Origin of the sequence: Rhodococcus jostii NBRC 16295 (assembly GCF_001894825.1) — a bacterium.
GTDB lineage: Bacteria > Actinomycetota > Actinomycetes > Mycobacteriales > Mycobacteriaceae > Rhodococcus_F > Rhodococcus_F jostii.
On sequence record NZ_BCWY01000106.1, the window covers coordinates 1 to 20,877 of the forward strand.

Annotated in this window: 22 protein-coding genes; 11 read left to right on the forward strand and 11 right to left on the reverse strand. The window is 68.1% G+C overall.

Annotated elements, in window-relative coordinates:
- Both RJ1_RS38625 and RJ1_RS38630 read left to right on the forward strand, forming a co-directional pair.
- Positions 1–1,008: LCP family protein (locus RJ1_RS38625; RefSeq protein ID WP_255284942.1), on the forward strand; the 1,008-nt coding region annotated here is incomplete at its 5' end.
- A 23-nt stretch (positions 1,009–1,031) separates the two neighbouring features.
- Positions 1,032–1,583, forward strand: a complete 552-nt coding sequence (locus tag RJ1_RS38630; RefSeq protein WP_073368814.1) for a ferritin — start codon at positions 1,032–1,034, stop codon at positions 1,581–1,583.
- Positions 1,584–1,593: 10 nt separating this feature from the next.
- Here the strand turns inward: RJ1_RS38630 and RJ1_RS38635 are convergent, their stop codons facing one another.
- A complete protein-coding gene (locus RJ1_RS38635; RefSeq protein ID WP_073368771.1) occupies positions 1,594–2,784 on the reverse strand; it encodes a lipase family protein in 1,191 nt (396 codons plus the stop codon).
- A 230-nt stretch (positions 2,785–3,014) separates the two neighbouring features.
- Here RJ1_RS38635 and RJ1_RS38640 point away from each other — a divergent pair, with 230 nt between their 5' ends.
- Positions 3,015–3,560 (forward strand): ferritin, encoded by a 546-nt coding sequence (locus RJ1_RS38640; RefSeq protein ID WP_073368772.1) that lies wholly within the window; start codon positions 3,015–3,017, stop codon positions 3,558–3,560.
- Between the two features lie 69 nt (positions 3,561–3,629).
- Here the strand turns inward: RJ1_RS38640 and RJ1_RS38645 are convergent, their stop codons facing one another.
- The 3 genes from RJ1_RS38645 to RJ1_RS38655 are packed head-to-tail and all read right to left on the reverse strand — an operon-like array spanning position 3,630 to position 6,322.
- The gene (locus RJ1_RS38645) at positions 3,630–4,544 is read right to left on the reverse strand and encodes a DUF5926 family protein (RefSeq protein ID WP_073368773.1); all 915 of its coding nucleotides are present in this window, start codon (positions 4,542–4,544) and stop codon (positions 3,630–3,632) included.
- A gap of 33 nt (positions 4,545–4,577) precedes the next feature.
- Entirely contained in the window at positions 4,578–5,342 is a 765-nt protein-coding gene (locus RJ1_RS38650; RefSeq protein WP_073368774.1) for a glycerophosphodiester phosphodiesterase, read from the reverse strand.
- The gene (locus RJ1_RS38655; protein ID WP_073368775.1) at positions 5,339–6,322 is read right to left on the reverse strand and encodes a DUF4328 domain-containing protein; all 984 of its coding nucleotides are present in this window, start codon (positions 6,320–6,322) and stop codon (positions 5,339–5,341) included. Before RJ1_RS38655 ends, RJ1_RS38650 begins: the two co-directional genes overlap by 4 nt.
- Positions 6,323–6,778: 456 nt before the next feature.
- Here RJ1_RS38655 and RJ1_RS38665 point away from each other — a divergent pair, with 456 nt between their 5' ends.
- A complete protein-coding gene (locus tag RJ1_RS38665) occupies positions 6,779–8,560 on the forward strand; it encodes a hypothetical protein (protein WP_073368777.1) in 1,782 nt (593 codons plus the stop codon).
- Here the strand turns inward: RJ1_RS38665 and RJ1_RS38670 are convergent, their stop codons facing one another.
- Positions 8,561–9,427 (reverse strand): S49 family peptidase, encoded by an 867-nt coding sequence (locus RJ1_RS38670; protein ID WP_073368779.1) that lies wholly within the window; start codon positions 9,425–9,427, stop codon positions 8,561–8,563.
- Between the two features lie 41 nt (positions 9,428–9,468).
- Between RJ1_RS38670 and RJ1_RS38675 the strand changes: the two genes are divergently transcribed.
- Positions 9,469–10,398, forward strand: a complete 930-nt coding sequence (locus RJ1_RS38675; protein WP_073368781.1) for an LLM class F420-dependent oxidoreductase — start codon at positions 9,469–9,471, stop codon at positions 10,396–10,398.
- Here the strand turns inward: RJ1_RS38675 and RJ1_RS38680 are convergent.
- Positions 10,395–10,874 carry a RidA family protein gene (locus RJ1_RS38680; protein ID WP_073368783.1) on the reverse strand — a complete coding sequence of 160 codons (480 nt, stop codon included), beginning with the start codon at positions 10,872–10,874 and terminating at the stop codon, positions 10,395–10,397. The genes RJ1_RS38675 and RJ1_RS38680 overlap by 4 nt on opposite strands.
- Before the next feature lie 128 nt (positions 10,875–11,002).
- Here RJ1_RS38680 and RJ1_RS38685 point away from each other — a divergent pair, with 128 nt between their 5' ends.
- Positions 11,003–11,416, forward strand: a complete 414-nt coding sequence (locus RJ1_RS38685) for an ester cyclase (RefSeq protein WP_073368785.1) — start codon at positions 11,003–11,005, stop codon at positions 11,414–11,416.
- A gap of 7 nt (positions 11,417–11,423) precedes the next feature.
- Here RJ1_RS38685 and RJ1_RS38690 read toward each other — a convergent pair whose 3' ends face one another.
- Both RJ1_RS38690 and RJ1_RS38695 read right to left on the reverse strand, forming a co-directional pair.
- Positions 11,424–12,017, reverse strand: a complete 594-nt coding sequence (locus tag RJ1_RS38690; protein ID WP_073368787.1) for an Rv1733c family protein — start codon at positions 12,015–12,017, stop codon at positions 11,424–11,426.
- 108 nt (positions 12,018–12,125) lie between these two features.
- The gene (locus tag RJ1_RS38695) at positions 12,126–13,067 is read right to left on the reverse strand and encodes an AraC family transcriptional regulator (RefSeq protein WP_073368789.1); all 942 of its coding nucleotides are present in this window, start codon (positions 13,065–13,067) and stop codon (positions 12,126–12,128) included.
- Positions 13,068–13,147: 80 nt separating this feature from the next.
- Here RJ1_RS38695 and RJ1_RS38700 point away from each other — a divergent pair, with 80 nt between their 5' ends.
- Together RJ1_RS38700 and RJ1_RS38705 are read left to right on the forward strand one after the other, a co-directional pair.
- Positions 13,148–13,978 (forward strand): Rossmann-fold NAD(P)-binding domain-containing protein, encoded by an 831-nt coding sequence (locus RJ1_RS38700; protein WP_073368816.1) that lies wholly within the window; start codon positions 13,148–13,150, stop codon positions 13,976–13,978.
- Positions 13,979–13,980: 2 nt separating this feature from the next.
- Positions 13,981–14,448 carry an anthrone oxygenase family protein gene (locus tag RJ1_RS38705; protein WP_073368791.1) on the forward strand — a complete coding sequence of 156 codons (468 nt, stop codon included), beginning with the start codon at positions 13,981–13,983 and terminating at the stop codon, positions 14,446–14,448.
- Between the two features lie 10 nt (positions 14,449–14,458).
- Here RJ1_RS38705 and msrA read toward each other — a convergent pair whose 3' ends face one another.
- Together msrA and RJ1_RS38715 are read right to left on the reverse strand one after the other, a co-directional pair.
- Entirely contained in the window at positions 14,459–15,169 is a 711-nt protein-coding gene (msrA, locus tag RJ1_RS38710) for a peptide-methionine (S)-S-oxide reductase MsrA (protein ID WP_073368793.1), read from the reverse strand.
- On the reverse strand, positions 15,129–16,322 hold the full coding sequence (locus RJ1_RS38715) for an acyltransferase family protein (RefSeq protein WP_073368795.1): 1,194 nt from the start codon (positions 16,320–16,322) through the stop codon (positions 15,129–15,131). Before RJ1_RS38715 ends, msrA begins: the two co-directional genes overlap by 41 nt.
- A 258-nt stretch (positions 16,323–16,580) precedes the next feature.
- Between RJ1_RS38715 and RJ1_RS38725 the strand changes: the two genes are divergently transcribed.
- Together RJ1_RS38725 and RJ1_RS38730 are read left to right on the forward strand one after the other, a co-directional pair.
- The gene (locus tag RJ1_RS38725; protein WP_012691075.1) at positions 16,581–17,204 is read left to right on the forward strand and encodes a superoxide dismutase; all 624 of its coding nucleotides are present in this window, start codon (positions 16,581–16,583) and stop codon (positions 17,202–17,204) included.
- Positions 17,205–17,310: 106 nt separating this feature from the next.
- Positions 17,311–18,750, forward strand: a complete 1,440-nt coding sequence (locus RJ1_RS38730; RefSeq protein ID WP_073368799.1) for an amidase — start codon at positions 17,311–17,313, stop codon at positions 18,748–18,750.
- A gap of 3 nt (positions 18,751–18,753) precedes the next feature.
- On the opposite strand, the gene RJ1_RS38735 is transcribed toward RJ1_RS38730, so the two are convergent.
- The gene (locus RJ1_RS38735) at positions 18,754–20,103 is read right to left on the reverse strand and encodes a YhgE/Pip domain-containing protein (protein WP_073368801.1); all 1,350 of its coding nucleotides are present in this window, start codon (positions 20,101–20,103) and stop codon (positions 18,754–18,756) included.
- 178 nt (positions 20,104–20,281) lie between these two features.
- On the opposite strand from RJ1_RS38735, the gene RJ1_RS38740 reads away from it, so the two are divergent.
- A complete protein-coding gene (locus RJ1_RS38740; RefSeq protein WP_005248897.1) occupies positions 20,282–20,809 on the forward strand; it encodes a hypothetical protein in 528 nt (175 codons plus the stop codon).
- The last annotated feature ends 68 nt before the right edge of the window (positions 20,810–20,877 follow it).

Here is a 20,877-nt window from a genome sequence, read left to right on the forward strand (position 1 = left end):
CCGCCGCCGGCACCGGCGCGGACCCCGGAACCGCCGCACCAGCGGCGTCCCAAGCGCACCCGGCATTGGGGTCGGCGCGTCGGCATCCTGCTCCTGGCGCTGATCCTGGCGCTCGCGGGCATGACCTACTACCTCGACAGTTCGCTGAACCGGATCGACGCGCTGGCCGACTACCCCGGCCGGATCGGCGACACCCCCGGCACGAACTGGCTGCTCGTCGGTTCGGACAGTCGCACCGGGCTGACGCCCGAGCAGGAACAGCAGCTGTCGACCGGCGGCAACAGCGGCCCCGACCGCACCGACACCATCATCGTGGTGCACGTCCCGAGCGGCGGCGGCCCGGCGACGATGGTGAGCATCCCGCGCGACTCGTACGTGTCGATCCCCGGCTACGGCGAGGACAAGATCAACGCGTCGTTCGCGTTCGGCGGTCCGCAACTGCTGACGCAGACCGTCGAGGAGGCGTCGGGTCTGCACATCGACCACTACGCGGAGATCGGGTTCGGCGGTTTCGCCGGCATCGTCGACGCGATCGGTGGCGTCGACATGTGCCTGGACACGGCCATCGACGACCCGCTCGCGGGGATCAACCTCGCGCCCGGCTGCCAGGAACTGTCGGGGGCGCAGGCCCTCGGCTTCGTCCGCAGCCGCGCGACCGCGCTCGCCGACATCGACCGGATGAACCATCAGCGGATGTTCATGGCGGCGCTGATGTCCAAGGCCACCAGCCCCGCGACGTGGCTCAACCCGTTCCGCATGTGGCCGCTCGTCACCGACACCGCCGCGTCGCTGCGGGTCGACGAGAGCGACCATATCTGGAACCTCGCCGCGCTCGCCTGGGCGGTACGCGGCGACATGATCACCACGACCGTCCCCGTCGGCGGTTTCGAGGACGTCGACGGAGCCGGCAACGTGTTGCTCTGGGATCACGAACGGGCTTCCCAGTTCTTCGACGCGCTGGCGAACGACCGTCAGGTACCCGCCGAGCTTGTCACCACCGGACCGTGACCGACGCCCGTAAACTGACACCCATGTCTCAACCGGCGACCAAGACCCCCACCGAGTTCCACGCCCTCCTGCTGCAGCAGATCCGCAACGAGTTCACCGCATCCCAGCAGTACATCGCGGTGGCCGTCTATTTCGACTCGCTCGATCTCCCGCAACTGGCTCGCCGCTTCTATTGTCAGGCCGCCGAGGAGCGCGGCCACGCGCTGATGATGATCCAGTACCTGATCGACAACAACCTCCGCGTGACAGTCCCCGGCATCGACGACGTGGTCACCGAGTTCGATTCGGTGCGCGCACCCATCGCCCTGGCGGTGGAACGGGAACGAGTCGTCACGGAACAGATCACCACACTCGCCCGAACGGCCCGCGACACCGGCGACTACCTCGGCGAGCGGTTCATCCAGTGGTTCCTCGAAGAGCAGGTCGAGGAGGTCGCGAGCATGCACACGCTCCTGACGATCGTCGAGCGTGCCGGCGACAACCTGTTCGACATCGAGGATTTCATCGCCCGCGAGATGAGTGGGAACTCGCCGATCCGGCCGGGTGCGCCGAAGCGCGCGGGCGGCGGCGTCTGACCCTTTCGGGTCAGCAGCGGGTGGGTGCCGGTTCGCCGCGGAACCGCGCGGCCACGTATTCGTACGCGTCGGGGAAGCCCACCACTGCCGTCGTCATGTGCTCGGAGATCTCGTACGGGACGAACGTCAGCCTGGCGCCGGCAGCGCAGTAGCGATGCGCGGTCTCCGCGACCGAATCGAACGGCGTCAGCCCGTCGAGGGTCCCGTGCCACAGGTAGAGCGGCGCGGTCGGGACACCCTCGAAGAACCGCAGGCTGTTCTCGCGCAACACCTGATGCGCGCCCGAACTCGCCATGAGGCTGGTCGAGGCGGCCAACTGTCCCGCGCTGCGGAAGGCGCCGTGGAACAGGAGGAATCGACGGCATTCGTTCGACATCCATTCGCGCAGCCACAGCCCGGTCGCGTTCAGCTGCGACGAGATCGGCAGCTGTTCGGGGTATTCACGTTCCAGGCCGATCGCGGCCGCGAACGCGAGCCCGAAACCCGGATGGGGGTTGAATCCCAGCCCCAGCGCCATCTGTTCGAGATCTGCCGGAATCCCGCCGGCCACCACCGCGTCGATCTTCAGTTCCGGTGCGTAACTCGGGGCGAGCGCCGCCGCCCACGCGCTGGCCATTCCGCCCCCGGAGTATCCGGCCAGCGCCACCGGGCTGTGCGTCAACCCCAGTTCGGCCACCCGCTGCACCGCGCGAACACTGTCGAGGGTGATCATGCCGCCGAGTTTCGCAGCGCCGTAGGCGCCGGTCGGCCCGAGGTGATCGGGCACCGACACCGCCCAGCCGCGTTGCAACCCCAGATACAGTCCCGGCGATTCCTGCAGTTCGAGGTTGAACAACGACCGCGACGGTGCGCACTTGGTGCCGAGTGAGTTCACGATGGCCTGATACGACACGAGCGGCGGGTTCGCGACGCCGCGGGGCAACAGGACCGTGGTGACGGCCAGGATCGGGTGGCCCGTGGAGTTCGTCGACCGGAACGCGATCTGCCACCCGTCGGAGTTCGCGTACATCCAGGTGTCGATCCGGCGGGTGCGGACGACGTCACCGGGGCGCAGGACCCCGAGGTCGGCCGGAGCCAGATAGAAGGGGTCGGGATCGGGCCAGGGATACAGCGGGTCGGCCTGCGCCGGGGCGGGAATCGCCGCCCCCAGGAAAAGGACACCGAGAATCAACGCAATCCATGCACCGGGTCGTCTCAACATTGGGCCTGCCCCTCCGGGCCGCGTCGTCAGATCGCTGTGAATTTTATACGCGGGAGCGGGCCCGGCGACGCGGATTGCGCCGTTCCCGTCGGGCATCCGGCGCCAGCTCAGGTGAGGAAAATGTCATCGAAATGGTCCCGAATTTAGGTTGACTTTACTTTGGGAATGCTTCCTTCAATTAGGCTCAGCTTGGATGACAACGTGCTCTGACCAGCGATATTATCGCTTTCATGACCTCCACTGATGCGCACAAGACGAAATTCCACGCTCTGCTTCACGACCAGATTCGTAACGAATTCAACGCGTCACATCAGTACATCGCGACTGCCGTCTATTTCGACAATGCGGACCTGCCGCAGTTGGCCAAGCACTTCTACAAGCAGGCCGTCGAAGAGCGCAACCACGCCATGATGATCGTCCAGTACTTCCTCGATCGCGACATCTCCGTGGAGCTGTCGGGGGTGGACGCGGCGAAGGGCCAGTTCGAGAACGCACGTGAGCCGATCGCACTCGCCCTGACTCAGGAGAAGACGGTCACCGAGCAGATCGTGCAGTTGGCGAGCACCGCCCGCGAGGAAGGCGACTACCTCGGCGAACAGTTCATGCAGTGGTTCCTCAAGGAACAGGTCGAGGAGGTCGCCAGCATGACGACGCTGCTGACCATCGCCGACCGCGCGGGCAGCAACCTGTTCGACCTCGAGGAGTTCGTCGCACGCGAGATGAGCGGCCCCGCAGACACCTCCGGGGCGCCGCACGCAGCCGGTGGTTCCATCTAGCGCGGCTTCGCCGCCCGTGAGTGGTTGGCGAGTCCCTGGACTCCTCAACCACTCACGAGCGCGGAGCGCCTACCGCAACGTCACCTGGCGTCCACGCAGGCCGTCGCGGGCGCGTCGTTCCTCGGTGGTGAGGGGCGCGTCGACGGCGAGGGCCTCGGCCAGCCGCTGACCGAGTTCGACGGTGGCGGCGGCCCATTCGTTGGCATGCTTCTCGCGGTCCAGGTCGAACACCGGCACCAGCAGACCGTGCGTGCGGAACGACCCGGCATACCGCGAACCCTCACCGAGGTGCAGGCCGCCGGTCGCATGCACGCGCGCGAGCGCCAGCATCAGATCGTCCTCGTTCTCCGGGCGCACCCAGCGGATGTGCGCCTTCTCGCCGGCGTCGACCCACCACGCCGCGACTACGCCCTCGGCCTCGACTCGCGCGGACGGCATGATCGCCGCGTTCGCGTGCTGCACCGTGGTCGCGACCTCGGGGGCCGGCTCGACTCCCTCGGGGAGCCACCAGTTGAAATCCTGGTGCACGGTGATGTCGAGAGGCGCATCGGCGTCGATCACGTCGGCCAGTGCGGGGGTCTCCGGTCCCGGTTCGGCCGAGGCCAGCGACTCGCCGGCAGCGGCGTCACGGACCCAGGCGACGGACGCGGCCAGATCGGCGCCGAGATCCGCAGAATGTGCCTGGACCTGCACACCGACGAAGCCGGTTGCAGTGTCCCCCTCGTCGCGGACCAGCGCCGCGACAGCGCCGGGCAGCACGGTCGCGAGCGTCACCGGCCGGGACGAATCCTTCACGGGAAGCGGCGCGGTCGCCGACGGGACGAATTCGCGCAACGCCACCAGATCGCATTCGGCGGCGAGGCCTTCGAACGGCCGTGTCACGGCCGCCGCGGCGCTCTCCCGTTCCGCCTGCCGCTGCGCGAGCTTCTCGGCGCGGGCACTACCGGGCTTCGGACCACTGTTTCTCTTGCTCTTCTTTGCCACGACGCCAAAACCTACACGCCGTCGCCGGTCCGGTCAGGATGCCAGCCACTTCTTGGTGCGGCCGGGGTGGTTGGTGGCCACCCAGCTGACCCCGAGTTCGCGGCACAGTTCGACGTCGCTGCGGTTGTCGACGGTCCAGCAGTAGGTGGCGCGTCCCGCGGCGGCGGCCTTGTCGACGATGTCCGGGTGTTCGTGCAGCGTCTTCACCGAGGGACCGACGGCGGTGGCCCCGACCGTGGTCGCGGCTCCCCCGCCGAGATACCGGGCGGATTCGCCGAGCAGCACGGTCGGGAGCAACGGCGCGGACCGGCGGATCCGCCACACCGCTCCGGCGGAGAACGACATCACGACGGCGCGGGAATGGTCGGCGGACGGGGGTGCGGCGATGCCGAACCGTTGCAGTTCGGCGAGCACCTTGCTCTCGACGAGGGCCCCGAACCGCACGGGATGCTTGGTTTCGATGAAGAGCTTCACCGGGCGCGCCGACCAGTCGAGGGTGAGGGCGATCAGGGCGCTCAGTTCGAGGAGTTCGGCGGGTTCTTCCTCCGTGCCGTAGTTGAACTCGGTGAGCTCGTCGAGGGTCATCTCACTGACGACGCCGGTTCCGGTGGACGTCCGGTCGACGGTGCGGTCGTGGACGCACACGAGGTGTCCGTCGCGGGTGAGCCGCACGTCACATTCGAGGCCGTCCGCGCCCTCTTCCAGCGCCAGCTCGTAGGCGGCGAGCGTGTGTTCCGGCTTCGCCGCGGATGCGCCGCGGTGCGCCACCACCAGGGGTCCCCGCCGGTCGGGGCTCACGACGCGACGACTTCCCGGTCGGTGACCTCGGGCTTCTGCGCGGCGTCCGGCTCAGCGACCTTCTGCGGCGGCGGTCCGGTGGCGACGACCCAGCGGGTGACGGGTTCCTTCGCCCCCTTCAGCGTCCGGCCCTCGAGCCGGCGGAGAACCATCAGCGCGAGGACGGCGGTCGCGGACGCGACCAGTGCGGTGAACGCGGACAGCAGGACGCCGTCGGCCATGGCCTGCAACCCCGGCCGGGACCGCCAGAACCAGTTGAAGAGAACGAGCACGGCACCGAAGACCCACAGGCTCCACCAGACCCGCACCAGGAGGACGGCGCGGGGGTCGCGGCGGATCACCTCGAGCAGGAACACACCCGGCATCACGAGGTTCAGGCCCGGCACCGCGCACCCGACGATCACGTCGGTGGAGGTACGCGGGTCGGACGTCTTGGCCCGGGCGAATGCGCGACGACGCATCCGCAGCAGCCAGCACACGCCGCCGATACCCGACAGCAGCGCGAAGAGCATTCCGCCGGCCTGGCCGACGAACACGGCGATGTCGGACACGGCGAGCAGCGTGGGATCGATCAGCCGGGTTCGGTTACGTACGAGGACGCCGTAGCGGCCCAGTTCGGCGAACACCGCGAAGGCGTACAGGCCGGCGGTGACGGTGAGGAAGAAGGCCGCCTTGTCGGCGAGCAGTTCCGGCCAGTTGCGGCGCGCGGAGGGCGCCTCGACCGGATCGTGCAGACCCCAGCGCGGGATCTCGTCATAGTGCGGGGTGGGGCTGGGAGCGGGCGGCTCGGCCGCGAGACCACCTCGCCGCAGCGGGGACCGTGCGATCCAGCGGAAGCCCCGACTGGCGGGCGGTTGGTGCTGATCGGTCCGGATCGGAGCGAGCAGCACGCCGTGGCAGCGCGGGCACCACTGCGCCGGGCTGCCGAGCACCGGCCACCGAGCCGCGCATCGCGCGCACACCTGAACGACGACGCTCATGCCCTCCGCACCCACTTCACATTGCCGATTCTGTCACGACCCGAGAGTGCGGGCAGCCCACGACCGAATCGTCCTTTTTGGGGAGAATATGTGAGCTGCACCACGAGAAATGCCGAGTTATCCACAGTTTCCACAGGTTCATACACAGTTATGGACAGTGCGAGGAGTGCTCATGCACAGGTCAGAGCGCATGTGAATCCGTGATTGTTGACAGCTTCGAATGAACGGTCCACAACGGTGGATGAATTTGACATCGCAGCTCGGTGAACGATCGGTGTCGGTGAACGACGGCTCGGCCCGGAATTACCCCTCCAGTTCGGATCGCCCGCGAAGCGACCCGAGAACTCCGGACCGGCCGTCGTCTCCCCCACCTGTGCGGGGCGTCAATGCCCCGACACTTGATCTGACGCAGCCCGGCGCCGTTTGGTTCCACCCGATCTGTAATCTCGGGAAACGATGACGGAAGACGTCGGATCGCGGTGGCACCTCCGGCCCGCCCGTGTCCTCCACGTGGCCGCCGGGCTCGTCGCGATGCAATTGCTCGTCCGGACGTGGGTGGCCGCCCACAGCGACTTCTACTGGGACGATCTGATCCTCGCCGGACGCGGGGGAAGCCTCCCGCTGCTGTCCGGCGACCTCCTGCTCTACGACCACGACGGCCACCTCATGCCCGGCGCTTTCGTGGTGGCGGGTATCGCGACACGACTCGCGCCGTATCAGTGGATCCTGCCGATGCTGACCATGGTCGCGTTGCAGGCGGTGGCGTCGTACGCGGTCTTCCGGTTGCTTCGCACCATTCTCGGGCTGCGGCCCGTCCTGCTGGTTCCGCTGGCGCTCTATCTGTTTTCTCCGCTCACCGTGCCGGCGTTCGCGTGGTGGGCGGCGGCGCTCAACGCCCTGCCCCTGCAGATCGCGCTGGCGTGGGTGGCGGGCGATGCCCTGAAGTTGTGCCGCACCGGGCGGCGGCGGTACGCGATCTCGGGGACGCTCATGCTGATCGCGTCGCTGCTGTTCTTCGAGAAGTCCGTGGTGGTTCCGTTCGTCGCGTTCGCGACCGTGGCCCTGCTCGCGTACATCGAGGGGCGGCACCGGCCGGTGCGGTCGACGCTGCGCCGAGGCGCGGCCCTGTGGATCGCGTCGGCGGCGGTGCTCGGTGTGTGGGCCGCGATCTACTTCTCCACGGTGGCGTCCCAGTGGGAGTGGGCGGGCGTGTCGCGGGCGCTCGAACTGCTCCACCACGGCACGTCGCTCGGACTTCTACCCACGTTCGTGGGCGGACCGTGGACTTGGGACCGGTGGATACCGAGTCCCCCGTGGGCGTCCCCGTCGACGGCGTTGGAGGTGGTCGGCTGGGTCGTCCTCGTCGCCGCCGTTGTCGCGACCGTCCGGTTGAAGCGTCGCATCGGCTGGGTGTGGATCCTCACGGCCGCGTACTTCCTGCTGTCGGTGACCGCGATGGTCGTCACCCGGTGGGGCGCCGACACCACCTACGAGCTCGCGCAGACTCTGCGCTACTTCACCGACACCGCGGTGATCCTCGCGATCGCCGTCGCGCTGATCGCCCGTGCGCCCCGCCGCCGGGCCGTCCCGGTGCGCGTGCGGCCACCGGTCGTCGTCGCGGTCGTGGTGGCGTTCGTCGCGAGCAGCCTGTGGTCGACGTACACGTTCACGCGCAGCTGGGAGGAGAACCCGACCACCGACTACCTCGCGACGGCCCGGGCCTCGCTCGCCGAACACGCTGACGCGCCGATCCTCGAGCAGCCCGCGTCGATCTGGGTGCTGCTGCCGGTGGCGTACCCGAACAACCTGGTGAGCCGTGTCCTCGCCCCGCTGCGGGATCGCCCCCAGTTCTCCGACAGCACTCCGGACCTCCGGATGATCGACGACGCCGGTGCCGTGGTCGACGCCCAGGTCACGTGGGTCCGGGCGATCGAACCCGGACCTGTCCCGGACTGCGGGAACCTGGTGGATCAGCGCAGTTTCGTGCCTCTCCCCCTCGACGGACCGCTGACCGGCTGGGAGTGGACGGCGCAGCTCAACTACCTGGCCGACGCGGACGGGGAGATCGCCGTCGCGATGGAGGTCGGCAGCCCGGTGCGGGTGCCGGTGCACCGGGGCCCGAATTCGGTGTTCGTGCGACTCACCGGCGGCGGTCGGAGCCTGCGGGTGAGCACCCTGACGCCGAATCTGTCGGTGTGCATCGGCGCGGGCCCGGTCGGGGTGGTCGTACCGAAGTAGCTACCGCCCGTACCGCGACCAGGCCACGCGGGCGCTCGCCGCACCGACGATCGCGGCGGCCACCTCGTCCCACGAGGCGGCGGGCAACCCGAGCTTCGCGAACAGGGAGCGGCGCGGCCCGGTCATCTCGAGGGTGGCGTCGGGGAACTTCTTCTCCAGCACCTCGCGGAGCGTGCCGATGCCGTCGACGATGCCGAGCTCGACGGCTCGGCGCCCCAGCCAGACGTCGCCGTTGAACAGGTCCGTCTCGGCTGCCTTCAGCTTGTCTCCGCGGCGGCCGACCACCCAGTCGCGGAACTCGTCGTGGATGCCTTCCTGGATCTGCTCGAGCCACTGCACGTCCTCGGACTTCTCCGCGAAGAACGGGTCGAGGCGGGCCTTCGCCTCGCCCGCCGAGTGCAGCCGCCGCTCGATGCCCAGCCGGTCGATCAGTTCGGAGAATCCGAAGCCCGCCGAGATGACACCGACGGAACCGACCACCGACGTCGCCGTCGCGTAGATCTCGTCGGCGGCGCAGGCCAGCCAGTAGCCGCCGGACGCGACGACGTCCTCGCAGAACGCGATCACGGGCAGTTCGTGTTCGGTGGCGAGCTGACGGATGCGGGCGGCGATGTATTCGCTCTGCGTCGGCGATCCGCCGGGACTGTTGATCAGCAGCGCCACCGCTTTCGCGCCGTGGGCGGTGAACGCGCGCCGCAGAGGTTCCTCGACGGATTCCGCGCTGAGCACCCGCCCGAACCCGGCACCGCCGGACGCGATCATCCCCTGCAGTCGCACGACCGGGACCACACCGGCGCCGGAGCCTCCGAATGCGTCGGGCAGCTTGTCGGCCAGCGGTTTCGGCAGGTTCAGTGGGATCTTCGCCATGAAATCAGCGTACCGATCACAGATCGGGCAGAGTGGTTCACATGGAGTTGCGAATCTTTACCGAACCCCAGCAGGGTGCCACCTACGACGAACTTCTGGCCGTCGCGCAGGCCGCCGAACGCTTCGGATACGGCGCGTTCTTCCGGTCCGATCACTATCTCGCGATGAACACCGAGGGGCTGCCCGGGCCTACGGACGCGTGGATCACGCTGGCCGGTCTCGCCCGTGAGACGTCCACGATCCGACTCGGCACCCTCGTCACGTCCGCGACGTTCCGGCACCCCGGGCCGCTGGCGGTCTCGGTGGCGCAGGTGGATCAGATGAGCGGCGGCCGCGTCGACCTCGGTATCGGCGCCGGCTGGTTCGAGGCGGAGCACCAGGCGTACGGCATTCCGTTCCCCCCGCTGAAGGAGCGGTTCGAGCGGCTCGAGGAGTCCCTCGCCGTGATCACCGGGTTGTGGCGCACTCCCCTCGGCGAGACCTTCGCCTACGACGGCACGCACCTGACGATCAAGGATTCACCCGCGCTCCCGAAGCCGAAGCAGCCGCAGGGTCCACCCATCCTGATCGGCGGCACCGGCAAGAAGAAGACTCCGGCGCTGGCCGCGAAGTACGCGGACGAATTCAACGTCCCGTTCCAGTCCGTCGAGGGGACGCGGGACGTGTTCGAACGGGTCCGGCTCGCCTGCAAGGCGATCGATCGTGATCCCACCGAATTGGTGTACTCCAACGCGCTCGTCCTCTGCTGCGGACGCACCGAGGAGGAGATCGCGAAGCGCGCCCTCAGCATCGGACGCGAGGTGAGCGAGCTGCGGGAGAACGGCCTCGCCGGGTCGCCCGCCGAACTCGTCGACAAGATCGGCCGCTACGCGGAAGCGGGTTCGCAGCGGATCTACCTGCAGACCCTCGACCTCGGCGACCTCGACCACCTGGAACTCGTGGCGAGCGAAGTCGTTCCGCAACTGGGCTAGGCAAGCTCCAGCTCGGCGGCCACGACCACCGGAAGATTCAGGGGCAGCGCGGCCACCCCGATCGCCGTCCGGGCGTGGTCGCCGACGTCCGGGCCGAACACGTCGCGGACCACCTCGGAGAACCCGTTGAGCACGGCTGTCGTCTGGTCGTAGCCCGGCACGGCGTTCACGAATCCCGTGACGGTGAGCCACGCCCCGATGCGGTCGAGGTCGCCCACCGCACGTCGGACGCCCGCCAGCACGGCCAGAGCGGTGAGCCGGGCGGAGTGGGTGGCGTCGGCTTCCGACACCTCGGCGGGCACGGACCCGAACGGTCCGGCGGGTGTGCCGTCCTCGGCGAGCGGCCCGTGACCGGACACCAGCACTCTCCGTCCGTGCACGCGCACCCAGCTGAACGGCAACTCCACGCCCGGCGGCAGTTGGACGGCGCGAGGCAACACCAGCCCGAGTTCACGTAATCGGGACTCCGCGCCCATCACGCCTCCGCTCGACGACTGCCGGGATCATTCGGCTGACTCAGCAACATTCCGTTGCCCTCGCGACGGTGGAAGGCTCGAGGTACGACCGGAGCGGCCGTATGGATGCAAGTGCGCCGGAGGTTGTCATGGGTTCTGCAGAAGAAGCGGTAGTGCGTCGATTCTACGAGGAGATGAACAACGATCGAAAGAACGAGATAGCGGCGGAGCTGTTCAGCAGCGACCACGAAATGCATGATCCCCAGGTACCGGGTGGGCCCGGTCCTGCGGGAATGGCAGCGGCGATCGCGGCCTACCAGGACGGGGTGGACGGGCACTGGAACATCGAGGAGATGTTCTCCGCCGGTGACCGCGTCGTCGTGCGCTGGACGGGTACGGGAACGCACGTCGGCGAGATGAACGGGATTCCGCCGACCGGGAACACGATTCGGGTGGATGCGATCTCAATTCACCGGCTGGCCGACGGCAAGATCGCCGAGACCTGGCAGGTGTGGGACACGCTCGGATTCCTTCAGCAGCTCGGCGCGGTCCCGACGAGCTGAGCGCGGCTCAGTGCCGGGTGGTGGAATCCAGGAATTGGCGCAGGTCGCGGTCCCACTGTGCGTCGCGGGCGCGGTTCAGGGAGGCGCGGCTGATGAGGAAGCCGGACAGCGCGATCATCATCACCGCGAACCAGGTGAAGAGTCCGGCGATGACGCCGGCCACTCGTGCCGCGGACGGCGACATCGGTTCGGTGGTGAGGTTGCCGTCGGCGTTGACCCAGATGTCTTCCTTCGTTCCCGACGGTGTGGTGGGGTCGACGGTGATGTCGGCGTGACGGGTCTCGTTACCCCACGTCCACTTGGCGGGGGCGGTGTCGACGCCTGCGGGCGCGACGTCGGAGGTCACGGAGACGCCGCTCGAGTCGGCGAGGGTGGTGGCGGAGACGGTGCGGTAGTCCGCGACCTGCTTCTCGGCCAGCGACAGCTGGCTGTCGATGGTCCGCGCTCCCACGAAGATGGCGAGGGGCAGCATCGCGAAGGCGAGCACCACGACCGCGAGGGTGAGCATGTTCTCGATCCGGTCCGAGCGCCGGAGGAGGGGGTTGTGCCGCTGAGCGGCCGACCGCTTGCGCAGTCTCCGTGATGGAGAGTTGTTCCACATTTCGGATCCGGTCCTCTCGCCGACAATTCCCTACCATCCAGGGTCGTACGCAAGGCAAACAAGATCAAGTCGATCTGGTGTGTCTTTGGGCACTGTGCCGTAATACACTCATCTGCTCCCCGCCATCTCACGATGCTCCTTGGGGCTCACTCCGCGCACGCGTTTGAACGCCGCACTCAGGGCGAATGCGCTGCCGTACCCCACCCGTTGCGCCACCGACGCCACCGTCGCGTCGGGTTCGCGGAGCAGGTCCGCGGCGAGCGACAGCCGCCAGCCCGCGAGGAAGGTCATGGGCGGTTCGCCGACGAGGTCGGTGAATCGGCGCGCGAGGGCGGCCCGCGACATGCCGGTCTCCGTGGCGAGCGACTCCACCGTCCACGGGTGCGACGGGTTGTTCTGCAGGATGCGCATCGCCTTGCCCACCACCGGGTCGCCCTGCGCCCGCACCCACGAGGGCGCCTCGGCCGCCGGTCGAGCGAACCAGGCGCGAAGCACGGCGATCAGCAGCAGGTCGAGCAGGCGGTCGAGCACCGCCTCCTGCCCGGGTTCGTCCCGCACCACTTCTTCGTGCATGAGCGTGACCAGGCGGGAGTCCCAGTCGGTGCGGCGTTGCACGACGAGTTCGGGGAGCGCGGCCAGCAGTCGCCGGCTGATCTCGCCGGGGGTCTGATAGGTGCCCGTCAGCATCACCGTGCTTCCGTCCGGGCTGTTCCCCCAGGTGCGCACCCCGAGATCCATCGCCTCGGCGAGCGGTTCCCCGAAGAGCGTCGTACAGCTCTGGTCGGGGTTGATGATCACGTGCGGTGGCGTATCCGGATGGTCGGCGACGACGTAACGCTCGGGGCCGCGGATGATCGCGACGTCGCCCTCGGTCAGCTGCACCGGTTCGCCGGTGTGCGGCAGCACCCACGCTTCGCCGCGGCCCATCGCGACGAGGCTGAGCGGCGCGTGGTCGTCGATCTGCAGCGACCACGGCGGTTCCATGATCGAACGGAGCACGAACGCCCCGGCGGCGCGGGGACCACTGATGAGACCTGCGAGGGGATCCACACAACCAGCGTAGACGCTCACGTATGGATCAGCGTGTTTCAACCATGGAAAGTCTCGCGACCGCCGTCTTGACTGAAGACATGACAACGACACCGCACACACTCGTCCTCACCGGCACCGGCAAGGTCGGCAGCCGCGTCCTCGCCCGGCTCGCCGCCGCAGAGGTGCCCACCCGCAACGGTTCCCGCTCCGGCCGTCCCCCGTTCGACTGGGAGAACAAAGACACGTGGCGGCCGGCGCTGGAGGGAATCTCGTCGGTGTACATCGCCTACTACCCGGATCTCGCGGTGCCGGGAGCGGCGGAGGTCGTCGAGGAGTTCGCGGGCCTGGCCGTCGCGAACGGGGCCCGCCGTCTCGTCCTCCTCTCCGGTCGCGGCGAAACCGAGGCGGAGCGCAGCGAACTCGCGATCCGCAAGGCGGGAGCCGAGTGGACGATCCTCCGGTCCAGTTGGTTCAGCCAGAACTTCAGCGAGAGTTTCATGCTCGACTCCCTGCTCGCCGGAGACCTCGCGCTGCCCGTCGGCCGGCACGTGCTCGAACCGTTCGTCGACGCGGACGATCTCGCCGAGATCGCCGTCGCCGCACTGACCGGGGACGGCCACACCGGCGAACTGTACGAACTGACCGGACCGCGGTTGCTGTCCTTCGGTGACGCCGTCGCCGAGATCTCGGAGGCAGCGGGACGCGAAATCCGGTACACGCCGGTCACTTCGGACGAGTATTCGACGGCTCTGGCCGGGCAGGGGGTACCGTCCGACGCGATCGGCCTGCTCACCTACCTGTTCGACGAAGTGCTGGACGGGCGCAACGCATCACTCACCGACGGGGTGGAACGCGCTCTGGGGCGCGCGCCCCGCGACTTCACCGACTACGTCCGCGCCGCAGCAGCGGCCGGTGTCTGGAGAGTCTGACCATGGAGCGTTATCTGACGATCGTCACGGCGGTGGGCGCCGGCGTGGTGGGCGGCGTGATGTTCGCGTTCTCCACGTTCATCATGACCGGGCTCGGCCGCCTGGAACCGGCCCAGGGCATCGCGGCGATGCAGGCGATCAACCGTGAGGCGCCCAATTTCTGGTTCATGACGGCGTTGTTCGGCACCGCGCTGACGTCGATCGTGCTCGTGGTCGTGAGTGTGGTGCGGCACGACGGTTCGGCCGTGTACGCGGTGATCGCGTGCGGGCTGTATCTCGTGGGGATCGTCCTGACCATCGTCTACCACGTGCCGCACAACAACGCGCTGGACGCGATCGATCCCACCGCGGCCGACTCGGCGGCGTACTGGCGCGACTACGTGTCGGGGTGGACCGGGTGGAACCACGTGCGGACCGTCAGCGCCATCGCGGCGTCGGCGGTGCTCACGTGGTCCGCCACCCGCGGCTGAGACCGCGGACCTACGACGGCGGCAGGATGTCGGTCTGCGCCGGGACCTCGTCCTGCTTCAGCAGTCCGACGGGGCAGCTGACGCCCGTGGCGTGCACGGGGCAGTACCCGCCGGGGTTCTTCGCAAGGTACTGCTGGTGGTAGTCCTCGGCGTAGTAGAACTGCGTGAGCGGCGCGATCTCCGTGGTGATCGCCCCGTATCCGGCGTCGGCGAGCCTCTTCTCGAAGGCCTCACCGGTGGCCTCGGCGATCTCCACCTGCTGTTCGTCGATCGTGTAGATGGCCGAACGGTATTGGGTTCCCTGGTCGTTGCCCTGCCGCATGCCCTGCGTGGGATCGTGGTTCTCCCAGAACTCCTTGAGGATCTCGGCGTACGAGATCACCTTCGGATCGAAGACCACGAGCACCGCCTCGGTGTGCCCGGTGCGACCCGAGCAGGTCTCCTCGTAGGTGGGGTTGGGCGTGTAGCCGCCGGCGTATCCGACCGCGGTGGTGTAGACACCGTCGAGTTGCCAGAACTCCTTCTCGGCGCCCCAGAAACATCCCATGCCCAGCACCGCGGTCTGCATCCCCTCGGGGAACGGGGGTTGCAGGGGGTGACCGTTGACGTAGTGCGTCGCCGGAACCGGGATCGGCTGACTCCGTCCGGGGAGCGAATCCTCGGCGGTGACCATCACGGACTTAGCGGCTGCTCGACCCAGAAGCTCGTCGTACCAAGACATGATTCGATGCTACGCGCGGTGTCGGCGTGGCCTCCTTCGCGAGCGCGGCCTCCGCGCGCATCCGCTCGGCGCGTGCGGTGACCCACCGCGTCGCCGGGACCTCCACCCACCGGTACAGCGCCTCCGCCACCAGCGCCGTCACCACGAGAAACGCGATGACCGCACCGGTCTCGCCGAACGAGCCCACCGTGTGCTCGTACACGCGGTACAGGATCAGGGTGTGGACGAGGTAGATCGCGTAGCTGCGCGTCGCCGTCCACCGTACGACGGCCCAGTGCGCGGCGGGCCCGTCGTATCGGCCCACCAGCACCACGCACGCAGTGACGACGGCGAATGTCCAGAGGTAGTGGTCGCCGGCCCAGTAGACCCGGAAGTCGGTGGCGAGGCGGATGACCTCGACCTGGGCGAGCCCGGCGACGACGACCCACCGGCAGTCCGCGAGCCGCGCCCAGCCGAGGTAGATGATCTGCCCGAGGAACACGGCGGGCAGCGTCGCGGCGATCTTGGACAGCATCGGCACCGTGTACGGCTGCGGCGCGTACAGGTTGTAGAGCAGGATCAGCGCGCAGATCGCGGCACCGGCCATCGGCATCGCGATGGGCAGGGTGCGCAGAACCGGGCGTGCCGCCACGCACGCGAAGTAGAAGAAGATCTGCACGGCGAGGGTCCAGGCGACCCCGAGAACCGCGACCTCGGGTTTGAGGAAGAAGCCGCCGAGAACGAAACTCAGCGCCGCGTCGACATTGGACACCCCGTCCTGGCCGCTGAACATGCCGTTGATGCCCAGGCGCACCAGCACGATCGCGGCGAGAACGGCCACCCAGAATGCGGGCAGGATGCGTCCGAGCCGGTTGAACAGGAAATGCCGGGGTTCGTGACGAATGGCCGAACGCGTGATCAACACCCCGGTCAGCATCATGAAGAAGGCGACCCCGAGAAAGGACAAATGCTGGTTGAGACCACCCCGCTCGATGAATATCTGATAGACGACGTCGATGAACCACCATCCGGTTCCGAGATCGTCGATGAGATAGAACGAGATGTGCGAGTAAATCACGGCCAGAACTGCGAAAAAGCGGAGCAGATTCGCGCCCGTGAGCTCCACACGCGGCGCGGCCGCATGCGAATCTGCAACAGGTGTCAGCGAAGGCATCGCGTCAGCTTAAGGTTCCGTTCACCGCTCGGACGAATTCTCACGACATTCAGTGTCGCCGCGCGAGGGTTTTTTCGGGTGCCCGAACTTTCTTTTCCGGGAATCGCTCCGTGACCCCAACTGTTGCGCAGGGTGTACCAATGAGATTGGGTATATACCCGAGAACGATTCGCCACAGGCGGGTGTCAGGCGCGTGCCCACGTGCCGTCGACACCCGGAACACACCAGGGCTCACAGCCCGTTGATGAAGGGACCCTCGTGTCTGTTTACACGCTGCCGGAACTCCCGTACGACTACGCAGCTCTCGAGCCGCACATCTCCGGCAAGATCATGGAACTGCACCACGACAAGCATCACGCCGCGTACGTGACCGGTGCCAACACGGCTCTCGACAAGCTCGCCGAGCTCCGCGAGTCCGACACCCTGCCTGCCGTGGTCAACCTGCACGAGAAGAACCTCGCCTTCCACTTGGGCGGCCACACCAACCACACCGTTTTCTGGAACAACCTCTCGCCGGACGGCGGCGACAAGCCGACCGGTGAGCTCGCGGCCGCGATCGACGACCAGTTCGGCGGCTTCGACGCGTTCCGCAACCACTTCTCGGCCAACGCCAACGCCATCCAGGGCTCCGGCTGGTCCATCCTGGCCTGGGATTCCATCGGGCAGCGCCTGCTCATCGTCCAGCTGTACGACCAGCAGGGCAACATCCCGATCGGCCTCACGCCGCTGCTGCTCCTCGACATGTGGGAGCACGCCTTCTACCTCGACTACCAGAACGTCAAGGGCGACTACGTCAAGGCTTTCTGGAACATCGTCAACTGGGCGGACGTCGCCGCTCGCTTCGAGAAGGCACGCACCCAGACCGCGGGTCTGATCGTCTAGTTCTCGCTTTCGCAGCCACGGGCGCCCGGAAATGTTCCGGGCGCCCGTGCTCGTTTCGGGCCCGAAATCCCGTCCGATCAGGCCGAGCGTCCAATAGGCTTCGGAAGTGACCGAGTCCAGCAACCCCACCCCGGACGGCACCGTCGTCCACGCCTTCCGCGACGACGCGCTCGGCGACCTCGACGCCACCGGCCTCGCGGCGCGGATCGCCGCCGGGGAGGTGTCGGTCCGCGAGGTGACGGAGGCGGCGATCGCCCGCGCCGAGTCGGTCGCACCCGCGCTGAACGGTCTGGCCTTCGCCGACTTCGACCGTGCGCTCGCCGACGCGGACCGCCCGCACGAGGGCCTGTTCGCGGGAGTGCCGACCGTCGTGAAGGACAACGTCGACGTCGCGGGCGTGCCCACGCAGCACGGCAGCGTCGCGTTCGCCGCGAAGCCGGCACCGGTCGACAGCGACTTCGTCACGCAGTACCTGTCCACAGGTGTGCTCTCACTGGGGAAGAGCCGGTTGCCGGAGTTCGGGTTCAGCGCGTCCACCGAGTTCATGGACGCCGAACCCGTGCACAATCCGTGGAATCTCGCGTTCTCACCGGGAGCGTCGTCCGGTGGTTCGGCCGCGCTCGTCGCGTCGGGTGTGGTGCCGATCGCGCACGCCAACGACGGCGGCGGATCCATCCGCATCCCCGCCGCCGCGTGTGGGCTCGTCGGCCTGAAACCGTCCCGCGGCCGGACGGTCCCCGACGCCATGGACAAGACCTTGCCGATCCGGATCATCGCGCAGGGCGCCGTCACCCGGTCGGTGCGGGACACCGCGCGGTGGATGGCGGCCGCCGAACGCTACTACCGCAATCCCGCGTTGCCGCCCATCCGGTTGGTCGAGGGGCCGAGCAGCACCCGGCTGAAGGTCGGGGTGGTGGTCGATTCGGTCACCGTGTCCCGGACCGACGACGAGACCCGCAAGTCGGTCCACGCGACCGCGGATCTGCTGGCGGATCTGGGGCACCACGTCGAGGAGTGCCCGATGCCGGTGGGCCCCTCGTTCGTCGAGGATTTCTGCATCTACTGGGGGTTCCTGTCGTTCGTGATCTCGAACAACGGCAAGCGGATGTTCGGACCGGACTTCGACCGGGAGGCCACGGACAACCTGACGCGTGGTCTCGCCGCGATGTACCGCAAGAACATCGCGAAGACTCCGCGGGTGCTCTACCGGCTGCGACGCACGTACCGCGAGTACGCGCAGATGTTCCAGAAGTACGACGTCATCCTCTCGCCCACCCTGGCCCACACCACGCCGGAGCTCGGATACCTCTCGCCGACACAGAGTTTCGAGGAGTTGTTCGACAAGCTGATCGCCTACACGGCGTTCACGCCGTTGAACAATGCGTCGGGCGGGCCGGCGATCTCGCTTCCGATGCACGAGACGTCCCGGGGCCTGCCGCTGGCGTCACACTTCTCCGCGGACCACGGCGACGAGCGGACCCTGCTCGAGTTGGCGTTCGAGCTCGAGCAGGCCACGCCGTGGCGTCGCATCCAGGACGCCGGCTGACGGTCAGGCCCTGCGCCGCAGACCCATCCACACGACGGCGCCCGCCAGCAGCACCGTGGTGACGGCGAAGCCGACGGCGAGGTGCTCGGCGGTGAGGATCGGTGCGGGCGCGGACAGGGTGCGCGTCACCGCGACCGGTTGCGCGAGGACGGTCGCCAACTGGTTCTGCTGGGCCGCCGTGCGCACGGGCATCGCTGCGACCCCGTTGTTGAGGTCGGTGGACAGCTGCCCCGACAGTGTCTTCAGCTTCGCGAATCCGTCGACGATCTGCGTGGTGGCTCCTTCGAGCATCTCCGGCGCCTGGTCGGCGATGGGGACGATGCCGTCGTTCAGTTGCCGCGCTCCGCTGCTCAGCTGAGCACTGGCGTCGGTGAGCTGCCCCATCGCGACCCGCACCAGCTCGCCGAGGTCCGTGTCGGGGCCGACCTGTCCGCCCAGCAGGCCGGGCACCGAGCCCAGCTGCGAGGAGAGCAGACCGAGGTCGGCACTGACCTGCCGGAGCGACGGGACCACGTCCGGTGCAACGGGAGTGGCGTCGAGGACGCGGATCGCATCGTCGATCCTGGTGCGCATCTGGGTGGCACTGTCGTTCGCCTCGCCCAGCGTCAGCCCCAGCGCACTCAACCGGTCGGCGAGGTCGTTGGCCGTCCCCGACGTCTCACCGACCACGCCCGCCACCTGATCGGCGACGCCCAGCAGTTGGACCGAGCCGGCGCGTGCCGTCTCGAGATACGGGAGCAGAGTGTCGGCGCCCTCGGTGAGCTGTTGCGCCGCATCGTCCGCCGCGGCCGTCCCGGCCGCGAGGAACCCGGCCGTCATTCCCGCCTGCTGGAACCGCGTCCGGGACGAAGACATGTCTGCCAGCAGGTCCGTGATGCCGTCGGCGCCGATCTGCGAGGACACCACCCCGGAGAGTTCCTCGGCCGCAGCGGAGTCGGAACCCGCGACGTCGACGTCCAGGGTGGCCTGCCGCGGCTTCGCGCCCCATACCGAGGACACCGCCTCGCTGAAGTCCTCGGGCACGGTCACCGTCGCGAACCAGTCGTCGCCGGCCGCTGCGCCCGCGTCGACGACCTGCCAGTCGAACGCCTCGTTCGCCTCGAGCTTCTCGATCAGGGTGTCGCTCGCCCGCACCGGCTTTCCGTCCACGGTGGCACCCGCATCGGAGTTCACGATCGCCACGGTCCGGCTGTCGGACGCGCCGTCGCCGAGGAACACGTATCCGAGTCCCGCCGCGGACGCCAGAACCAGCCCTGCCGACGCGGCCGCGGCGACGCGCCGCGAACCGAGGACCCTTCGCGTCGACTCGGTTCGGGCGTGATTCGCGGAATTCCGTGCGCGCTCAGAGGTCATTCCGGTGAGAATAGGGCGCCTTCGTAGCGGCAGATTGTGCCGATTCTGAGGATTCTCTGAGGGTTAGCACTCCCCTGCTCTTGTGTGCCAGGCCGTGTCGGGCGCATCCTTCAAGTACCCAACGAGGTGTGCAGAACGAGTCGTGTTCGAAACGCGTCATCACACCGAGGAGGCAGAGATGAACAGGGACGGCTACATCGGCATCTCGCCCTTCCAGGCTGCGGGTACCTTGCGGGGGTTTGTCATTTCCGGGCGTTGGCCCGACACCACCAAGGAGTGGGCACAGCTCCTCGCGCTCGCCGTGCGGGTGGCGTGCGTTCCGGGGCTGCTCCACACCACGACGGTCTTCGGTGCGCACGAGGATCTGCCCGAGGAGCCGGAGCCCGAGACCGTCGGCCTCGTGGTGGCCGAGGGCACCGTTCTCGGGGAATTCGCGCTCGCTCCGGGACGCTTCGCCGATCACCAGCCGCCCGCGCTGATGATGCTGCACCCGCCGTCCGAGACCACCCCGTCACTCCCCGAGTGTGCGGGTGCCGCTTCGGGCTGTGTGCTGCTGCCGGGTCTCCCTCACCTCGGGCTCGAGCACCGGGCGGCCTGGGTGGAAGCCGAGGCGGACGGGACGGTGACGTCGATGGTCAGCCGGGTGGGCATCGACCCGATCAGTGACCCCGACACCGCCGTTTTGGCCATGCTGCTGGCCTCGTGAGGGTACCCGAAGTTTCTCCGGTCGGTGCCCCAAACTTATTGCCGCCTTTGCCTTTTCAAGTAAGTCAC